This is a genomic window from Rhizobacter sp. P5_C2, from assembly GCF_054049715.1.
On record NZ_JBFULV010000054.1, the window covers coordinates 40,697 to 47,244 of the forward strand.

6 protein-coding genes are annotated in these 6,548 nt (G+C 69.8%); 3 read left to right on the forward strand and 3 right to left on the reverse strand.

Features of this window, described 5'->3' with window-relative positions:
* Positions 1-16: 16 nt before the first annotated feature.
* From ACXJLU_RS19950 to ACXJLU_RS19960, 3 genes are read right to left on the reverse strand one after another with little or no spacing between them, the layout of a single operon-like run.
* Positions 17-1,435, reverse strand: coding sequence for a sensor histidine kinase (locus tag ACXJLU_RS19950; RefSeq protein WP_457333933.1), 1,419 nt, complete (start codon positions 1,433-1,435; stop codon positions 17-19).
* Positions 1,404-2,090 carry a response regulator transcription factor gene (locus ACXJLU_RS19955; RefSeq protein ID WP_457333935.1) on the reverse strand — a complete coding sequence of 229 codons (687 nt, stop codon included), beginning with the start codon at positions 2,088-2,090 and terminating at the stop codon, positions 1,404-1,406. Before ACXJLU_RS19955 ends, ACXJLU_RS19950 begins: the two co-directional genes overlap by 32 nt.
* The gene (locus ACXJLU_RS19960) at positions 2,090-2,947 is read right to left on the reverse strand and encodes a MipA/OmpV family protein (protein ID WP_457333937.1); all 858 of its coding nucleotides are present in this window, start codon (positions 2,945-2,947) and stop codon (positions 2,090-2,092) included. Before ACXJLU_RS19960 ends, ACXJLU_RS19955 begins: the two co-directional genes overlap by 1 nt.
* A 213-nt stretch (positions 2,948-3,160) precedes the next feature.
* On the opposite strand from ACXJLU_RS19960, the gene ACXJLU_RS19965 reads away from it, so the two are divergent.
* The 3 genes from ACXJLU_RS19965 to ACXJLU_RS19975 all read left to right on the forward strand — a co-directional run.
* Complete coding sequence (locus ACXJLU_RS19965; RefSeq protein ID WP_457333939.1) at positions 3,161-4,618, forward strand: efflux transporter outer membrane subunit; 1,458 nt, start codon at positions 3,161-3,163, stop codon at positions 4,616-4,618.
* Positions 4,615-5,802 carry an efflux RND transporter periplasmic adaptor subunit gene (locus ACXJLU_RS19970; protein ID WP_457333941.1) on the forward strand — a complete coding sequence of 396 codons (1,188 nt, stop codon included), beginning with the start codon at positions 4,615-4,617 and terminating at the stop codon, positions 5,800-5,802. The genes ACXJLU_RS19965 and ACXJLU_RS19970 overlap by 4 nt, the downstream gene beginning before the upstream one ends.
* Positions 5,799-6,548, forward strand: a 750-nt coding sequence (locus ACXJLU_RS19975; RefSeq protein ID WP_457333943.1) for an efflux RND transporter permease subunit, incomplete at its 3' end; no start/stop codon positions are given. The genes ACXJLU_RS19970 and ACXJLU_RS19975, both read left to right, overlap by 4 nt.

The following is a 6,548-nucleotide window of genomic DNA, read 5'->3' on the forward strand; positions in this document are numbered from 1 at the left end:
CCGGCGCGCTCGGCGCTCATGCGGCGGGTTGCAGCCTCGACACCACGGCACGAAGTCCCGGATCCGCTCTGTACGCGCAGAGCGACCATCCGTGCGCCACCGCGATCTCCTGGCAGATGGCCATGCCGAGACCGGCACCCTGATCACGGCGATGATGGCCACGCCAGAAGCGGGTGAAGATCTTCGGCAGTTGATCCTGCGGGACACCCGGTCCCCAATCGCGTACCGACAGCGTCGTGTCGTCGACTTCCACGCTCACGAGCGTTCCCGCAGGGGTGTGCTGGATGGCGTTCTCCAGCAGGTTCTTCAACAGCGTGAACAGCGCCCCGCGGTCGGCGGTCCAGCAGACGCCGCTCGACTGTTTCGGGAGTTCCAGGCGCACGCCGCCGGCGTCCGCCATGCGCTGCAGGTAGCTGGCCACTTCTTGCACCACCACGTGCATGTCGACCACGACGGGGCGATAGTTCTGCGGTTCGCTCGCTTCAGCCAGGTGAAGCAGCTGCTGAACCTGCCTGCTCATGTGCTCGACGTCGCCAAGCAGCATGCTGCGTTCGGCCGAAGGTGCACCGAGTTCGACCTGTGCACGCACCAGGGCCAGCGGTGTCTTGAGTTCATGGGCCGCGGTCGCCAGGAACTCCTGCTGTATGCGGTACCCCTGCTCCAGGCGCTCGAGAACCCGATTGAAGCTGTCCACCAGGGGGGCGATCTCGCTGGGCACCGCACCGGTCCCCCCCAGCCGCGCGTGAATCGAGCGTGGGGAGATCTCGGCGGCGGAATCCGAAATGCGCCGCACCGGCTTCAGAGCGTAGCGCAGCGTGATGTAGACGCAGGGGCCGAAGACGAAGAGCAGCACGAGGCTGAACAAGGTGATGCCGGCGCCCGTGAATGGCAGGGCGAATGCCTGGTAGATGAGGTGCAGGAATCGCCTGCTGACCGCGAACTGCACGTACCAGACCTTTCCGTTGCGCTCCACCGACTCGGTGGCACCACGCATGGCAACCCCCTCGCGCTCGAATTCGAAGCGGCCCCGCTCCAGCCGTCGGACGGCCCCGGCCTCGGGCCAGAACGCCTGGCCGGCCGCGGAGAACAGCACGACATGGCCCGATGCATCCAGCACGCGGTAGGCAGCCTCGTGTTTCAGGCTTTCGAAGATCCATTCGAGCTTGAAGTCGTCGTCGAGGTCGAAGCCGCCATGCCGGTCGAACCGCCCGTCGCCGATGCCGACCGGGATGCCCTCGCTGTCGAACCTCAGTTCCTCGGCCAGGTCCCTGGTGGTGTCGGCCACATCGAATCCGGACAGCGCGTCGCCTTGCGATCGCACGATCGCGCCGGCGGTCACCACGATCAGCAGCACGCTCAGCACCGCACCGATGACATAGGCGAGCAGGATCTTGACGCTGAGGCTACTCAGCCAGGTCATTTTCACGAAGTGCATAGCCAAGGCTTCTCACGTTGACGATCTTCTGGCGCGAACCGATGGCGCGCAGCTTGCGGCGGATCCGGTGCAGGGCCACGTCCAGCGCATTGGGCGTGACGGGCTCGCTCAAGCCCCACGCCACGGCTTCCAGCGCCGACCGCCGCACCGTGTCTCCGGCCCTGCGTGCCAGCAGCAGCATGATCTGCATTTCCGACGTGGCCAGCGACACGCACTCTTCACCGCAGTGGAGCATGCCGTCGGCGGGTCGCAGTTGCAGGTCGCCGTGTCCCGGCTCGGCCGGCAGGCACTCGACCGGACGGCGCAGCAGCGCGCGAACGCGAGCGACCAGTTCGTCCATGGCGAAGGGCTTGGGAAGATAGTCGTCGGCACCTGCATCCAGGCCCTCGACGCGATCGCTCAGCGAATCGCGCGCCGTCAGCACCAGGCAGGGGATGCCCAGCTCGGAGTCGCGCAGTCGCTTCAGCAAGGCCAGGCCATCGCCGTCGGGCAGGCCCCGGTCGAGGACCAGGGCGCCGTAGGTCATCTGCCGCAGCGCAGACCAGGCGGCATCGATGCGCTGCACGGTGTCGACGGCGATGCCGGCCGCGCCCAGGCCGTTGCTCACCAGTTGCGCAAGCCGCTCGTGGTCCTCGACCAGCAGGATCCTGCTCATCAGAAGCTGTACAGGTAGCCCACGATCACGCGGTTGGTGCTGGAGCGGTCCACGATCGGACTGCTCTTGATGCTCTTCGCGAGGCTGGTCACCGAGACATCCAGCATCACCGAGTGGTTGCCGTCGATCAGGTACATGGTGCGCACGCCGATCTCCATGTTCACGCCCGCCGTGCCGGCATGGGCCGCACGCCCGGCCGTCGCTTCGTCGGGCCGGACACCGTAGTAGTAGCCGATGTATTTCCTATCGAGCCAATGGGCGGTGATGTGCGGTGCAACCATCACCTGCCTGCCCAGCCGCCAGTTCTTTTCAAGGCCCAGGCTGAAGCGTTGGCCGTTGCTGTATCCGGCGGTGTCGGCGAGCCACTGCGCGCTGACATCGGCCAGGTCATTCTCCCATTCGACCTTGGCGCCGGCCCAGAACCCGGCTTTGCGCTCGGCCATGCCGGCCAGGATCGGTGCGTCGTCGGCCTCGTAGCCGCCGAGTTCCATCTTGCCGACGATGCCGAACTTGATGCGGCTCGACTCTGCGAGTTCGAGACTCGGAAGCTTCACCTCCAGGCCCAGGCCGCCCACTTTCACGTACTCGTTCTCGAAACGGATCATCGGCAGCGCCTTGGTCTCGCGGTCGATGCCCTTGTACGGCTTCTGCGAGTTGACTGCGGCGATGCCCAGGCCCCACTTGCTGCCCTGCGGACCTCCGGTGCCGGGCCCGGGGCCGTCCGGTCCACCAGCGCCCGCCTGCTGGGCCGTGGCGTTCGAAACGATGCCGCACAGAACGATGGCCAGTGCACCGAGGCCCGCCGTGCGCGCCATCGGAGTTGAAGAGCCGCAGCCCGGCCGGTGAGGAAATGACATGGTCGCCTTGGAAGGTCGTTGAGTGGCCCGGATCATTTCCGGCGGACTCTTACGGCGCACTTTCCAAACGCCCCGCTGCGGCAGCGGTCAGCAAGGAAGCAGGAAAGGAGTTGGAAAGACAAGTGGCGCAACGATGGCGGTGGCCGTGCGTGGCCAGGCAACCGCAAGCGATCCAGGAATGGAAACGGCTTGTCACGACAGATGACCCTCTCGATGAGCAGCCAGCAATCCGCGATCATCGGCGGCCGCTCGCGCCTGGCCGTGTGCTTCGCCGCCGCGGTGTTGACGGCCGGCTGTGCGACGCCACCACAGGACGCGCCGGCGGATGACACGTCGCCAGCGCTGCCCATGCAGTGGCATGCGCCGTTGCCGCCGAGCGGCGCACAGGGTGGTGACCTGGCCGACCTGAGCCGCTGGTGGGCCCAGTTCGATGATCCCCTGCTGCTGCGCCTGATCGAGGCCGCCCAGCAGGTGAGCGCCACGCTGGCGCAGGCCGGCGCGCGCATCGCCGACGCCCGCGCGGCCCGCACCGCGGGCGATGCCGCACTGCTGCCCAGGGTGGACCTCGTCGCAAGCGCCGATCGGGGCATCCAGAGTCCGGGCGAACCCATCGGCACCACCGCATCGTCGGGACTGCAGGCCGGCTGGGAGCTGGACTTCTTCGGCGCCCATCGTGCCGGCGCCACGGCCGCCCAGGCGCGCCTGGCGTCCAGCCGCGCCGCCTGGCACGACGCACGCGTCTCGCTCGCCGCCGAGGTGGCCCATGCCTACGTGGATCTGCGCGCCTGCGAGGCTCGGTCTGCACAAACCGAAGTCGACGTGCGCTCGCGCACCGAGACGTCGCGCCTGGCCGCGCTGGCCGCGAGCGCCGGCTTGCAGGCACCCGCCGCAGCCGACCTGGCACGCGCCAGCGCTGCACAGGGCAACGCCGTACTCACGCAGCAGCGGGCCGAGTGCGCGCTGGCCGTCAAGGCCCTGGTCGCGCTGACGGCCATCGACGAACCGGCACTGCGCCGTGACCTCGCCGCGTCCACGGCACGGCTTCCGCGGCCCGCCGCGCTGCACGTCCTTTCGGTGCCGGCCGCGGCGCTGGCCCAGCGGCCCGACATCGCCGCGGCCGCGCGGGAGCTCGTCGCCGCCAGTGCCGATGCCGATCGGGCGAAGGCCCTGCGCTGGCCACGCATCTCGCTGGCCGGCAGCATCGGCTCAACCCGCAGCCGCAGCGGCGGCGTCAGCACCGATGGCACCGTGTGGAGCATCGGCCCGGTTGCCGTGACGCTGCCGCTCTTCGACGCCGGCGTGCGCCGCACCAATGCCGACGCTGCCCGGGTGCGCTACGAATCGGCGCGCGTGGTGTACGCCGCGAGCCTGCGCGCCGCCGTGCGGGAGGTGGAGACCGCACTGGTCACGTTGCACAGCGCGGCCGCGCGCGGCGAGGACGTGCGCACGGCCGTTGCCGGTTTCGATCGTTCGTACCAGGCCACCGAGGCCCGCTACCGAGGCGGGCTCGCCAGCCTGTTCGAGCTCGAGGACGCCCGCCGCAGCGCGATCGCCGCGCGCAGCGCACTCGTGGAGCAGCAACGCGAGTCCGTGCTGGCCTGGGTCGACACCTACCGCGCCATCGGCGGAGGCTGGACCGCATCGCAGACGACTGCCGACGAGCCGCAATGAAGACGCCGCGCTCACCGAATCCTTTTGACATCCACCACGACATGACCAACCGGCCTCGCACGCCCTGGCGCTTTGCGCCGACTCTCCTCGCGGTCGCTGTTGCGGTCGCCGGCACCGCGGTGCAGGTGGCCGGCGCGTGGGCGACGACCCCCGAGCCGGCGGCCAAGCCCGTGCTGGCGGTGACGGTCGTCCAGGCCCAGCTGGCGACGCTGCCCGTCCGCATCCCTGCCAACGGGAGCATCGCGGCCTGGCAGGAAGCCAGTGTCGGGACGCAGGCCGACGGCTTGCGCCTGACCGAGGTCATGGTCAATGTCGGCGACCGGGTGCGGCGCGGGCAGGTGCTTGCGCGGTTCGAACCCAGCGCGGTCGCCACCGAGCTCGCGCACAGCCGGGCCACGCTGGCCGAATCCGAAGCGGCCCTGGCAGAGGCCGCCGCCAATGCACAGCGCACGCGCGACCTGCAGGCCAGCGGGGCGCTGTCCGCGCAGCAGATCAACCAGTACCTGACGGCCGAACGCATCGCCCAGGCCCGCCGTGACGCCGCCACGGCCCTTGCCCGGACGCAGGAGCTGCGCCTCGCGCAGACCGAGGTGCTGGCGCCCGACGAGGGCGTGATCTCCGCGCGCAACGCCACGGTCGGCGCGGTGCTGCCCACGGGGCAGGAGCTGTTCCGGCTCATCCGGCGCGGCCGGCTCGAGTGGCGTGCCGAGGTGGCTGCGCCCCGGCTCGCGCAGCTCGATCCGGGCCAGGCCGCGACCGTCACGCCGGTGGGCGGCGAAGCCATTCGCGGCACCGTGCGCAGGGTGGCGCCGGTCGTCGACACGCAGACGCGCAACGGTCTTGTCTACGTGGACCTGCCCTCGGGCAGCACGGCGCGCGCCGGCATGTTTGCACGCGGCGAGATCGAGGTCGGCCCGGGCCGGCAGGAACTGACGCTGCCGCAATCGGCGGTGCTGCAAAGGGATGGCTTCGACCATGTGCTGCGCGTCGGGCCGGATTCCAGGGTGCTGCACACCCGGGTGAAGCTCGGCCGGCGCGCGGGTGATCGGGTGGAAATCCTCGGCGGCATCGATGCTGGGAGTCGGGTCGTCGCCGCGGGAGGGGTCTTCCTGGGAGACGGGGACCTGGTCAAGGTGGTCGAGAGCCCGGCCGTTCCCCGGCGGGCGGCGGAGGGCAGGCCATGAGCCTCAATGTTTCATCCTGGTCGATCCGCAACCCGACCCCCGGCATCCTGCTGTTCGTGCTCCTGACGTTCGCCGGCCTGATGGGCTTCGCGGCGATGCGTGTCCAGAACTTCCCGGACATCGACTTGTCCACGGTGACGGTCACCGCCTCGTTGCCGGGCGCATCGCCATCGCAACTCGAGACCGATGTCGCGCGCCGGATCGAGGACTCGCTGGCCACCGTGCAAGGCGTCAAGCACATCAACACCACGCTGACCGACGGCACGGTGATCATCGCGGTCGACTTCCAGCTCGAGACGCCGTCGCAGGAGGCGGTGGACGATGTCCGCGACGCGGTGGCGCGCGTTCGGGGCGACCTGCCGGCCGACCTGCGCGACCCGGTGATCCAGAAGACCACGACCGCCGGCTCGCCCATCCTCACCTACACGGTGGCCTCGGCGCGCATGGATGAAGAGGCGCTGTCGTGGTTCGTGGACCACCAGGTCGGCAAGACGCTGCTGGCCGTGCCGGGCGTCGGGGCGGTCCGCCGCGTCGGCGGCGTCACGCGCGAAGTCCGGGTGGAACTCGACCCGGCACGGCTGCTGGCACTGAACGCCTCGGCGGTGGACATCTCGCGGCAGCTGCGGCAGGTCCAGCAGGACGCTGCGGCCGGCCGCGCCGACCTGGGCGGCTCGCAGCAGCAGGTGCGCACCGTGGCCACGGTGCAGTCGGCCGAGGAACTGGCCGCCGTCGAACTCGTGTTGATC

Excerpts from the sequence above, each read along its gene's own strand:
- ACXJLU_RS19950 (WP_457333933.1), bottom strand. The coding sequence starts at position 1,435 with ATGCACTTCGTGAAAATGACCTGGCTGAGTAGCCTCAGCGTCAAGATC.
- ACXJLU_RS19955 (WP_457333935.1), bottom strand. The coding sequence starts at position 2,090 with ATGAGCAGGATCCTGCTGGTCGAGGACCACGAGCGGCTTGCGCAACTG.
- ACXJLU_RS19960 (WP_457333937.1), bottom strand. The coding sequence starts at position 2,947 with ATGTCATTTCCTCACCGGCCGGGCTGCGGCTCTTCAACTCCGATGGCG.
- ACXJLU_RS19965 (WP_457333939.1), top strand. The coding sequence starts at position 3,161 with ATGAGCAGCCAGCAATCCGCGATCATCGGCGGCCGCTCGCGCCTGGCC.
- ACXJLU_RS19970 (WP_457333941.1), top strand. The coding sequence starts at position 4,615 with ATGAAGACGCCGCGCTCACCGAATCCTTTTGACATCCACCACGACATG.